Annotated in this window: 1 protein-coding gene; it reads right to left on the reverse strand. The window is 70.9% G+C overall.

Annotated features, from left to right (window positions below; translation table 11 throughout):
* Window positions 1–731: 731 nt before the first annotated feature.
* Window positions 732–1,472, reverse strand: coding sequence for a GntR family transcriptional regulator (locus tag ACFC4D_RS46390; protein WP_376073315.1), 741 nt, complete (start codon window positions 1,470–1,472; stop codon window positions 732–734).
* Between the last annotated feature and the right edge of the window lie 354 nt (window positions 1,473–1,826).

Consider the following 1,826-nt stretch of genomic DNA (forward strand, 5'->3'; position numbering starts at 1 on the left):
GCGCCTGGTGCGGCTCCCCGATCCAGCAGAACGGCATCGGCCGGAGCAAGGACTACTGCCGCCGGAGCTGCCGCCAACGGGCGTACGAGGCGAGGAAGCAGCGGGAGGCCGTGGTCGCCGCCGTGGCGTCGGCCGTCGCACGCCGAGATTCGTCACGTGACGATTCCCGGAGCCCCGACGATTCGTCACGTGACGAAACGCGGCCACCGGCTCCGCCCCCCGCTCCGGACCCTCGGCCGGTGCCGCCGCCTCCTCGCCCGGCCGCGCCGCCGCCCCTGCCGCCCGGCCCCTCGCAGCGAAAGCGCCGGCGCCTTCTGCCTCCCCCACCGGGGCGGCCCCGCCCGGAGGCCCTGCCCCTCTTCGAGCAGCCGGACGCTCAGCCACCGACGGAGCCGCGGGGCTGACCAGCTCGACGGCATCGGCCACATCGCGGCAGCAGCCGCTCCCCATCAGCCCGAGACGGGCGGTGCGGTCGCCTCACGCTGCCCAGCCCCGCGACGGCGGGGGTACGGCGCTCAGCCCCCGTCCCGCCCCGTCAGACGGCCGCTCAGCGCCACGCGCCCCCCACCCCTCCGCCGCCAGCCTGTCCGCGAGCACAACAGCGAGAGCGGCAGTCGGCAGACGGCTGGCCATGTAAACCGCTCAGAGATGCCGCCCTCGCTGGGCAGCAGAAAGCCCCCGCCGGATCTCCGACGGGGGCTCCTGGGGACGTTGGGCGAGGGCTCTATGTGTCACTCGCCGATGGGCACCCGGGCGCCGGGGGCGTAGACGTCTTCCCAGTAGCCGAGTGCCTGTTCGTCGTCGTGGAAGGTCACGGTCGTGACGAAGACGGCGATGGCCGAGTGGGCCGGGGCGTCGATCTCCAAGGCGTTCAGCTCGTCCTGGGACGCCTGCCGGGCGTGGCCGGTGCGCTGCCCCTTCACGACTTCGCGGCCGGTGCGCTCGCTGTAGAGCTTGTCGAACTGCTTCACCATCCGTACGTCGTCGGCCAGCTCCGGGACGGCGGCCACCGTGTGGGGCGGATAGACGGAGACGCCGACCGACGTCGGCTTGTCGTCCTGGCGGAAGACGCGAATGCGGATCACGGCTTCGTCGCCGGGCTCCAGGTTGAGAGCCGTGCAAATCTCGGGGTCGTGGACCGACCGGGTCATCACGCGGTGACCGGAGGAGGTCTCGCCGGGGGCGTAGCGCATCCCGTTCTTCTCCATGCGCTTCAGGCGGTCCGCGCCGGTGATCACCATGGGGTTCTTCTCGACGACCGTGCCCAGCGCCCCGCGCGAGCTGACCAGGCCCTCGCTCTTGAGTACGGCCAGGGCCCGGCTCACGGTCTTGGCCGCCACGCCGAACTGCTCACGGATCTCAGCGACGGACGGCAACGTGGCGCCAGGCGCGAGTTCCCCGCTCTTGATCAGTGTGCGGAAGTGGGCCGCCACGTCGGCATAGCCCTTCCCCTCCGGTGCCTTGTATGGCATGGCTTCTCCCTGTTTGTCGGAGCGCGGTACACCTCCGAAGGTACATCAATGACCCTCCCAAGGTACATCCTTGCCTCGCATCGGTGCTTGATGTATCTTCGTGGCGTCGGCAAGGTACGTTAAGTACCACCGGGCCGACAGATGCGTACCTTCGGCAAGAGAGGGTCTGTCGTGGCCACAAGGAACGTTCCGCCCCGGTCCGGGGCGCGGCGAGGACCGCCACCCGCTCAAGGTCCTCGCCTCCCTCGCGGGGTACGCCGAAGGCTGCCTGTCGTACGCCGAGCGCGGCCCGCTCGCCCTGCTGCTGACCAACCCCGGCGACGGCGGGAACTTTAAGACAGCTCAGGGCGCAGT

The organism is Nocardia sp. NPDC056000, from assembly GCF_042269265.1.
Lineage (GTDB): Bacteria > Actinomycetota > Actinomycetes > Mycobacteriales > Mycobacteriaceae > Nocardia.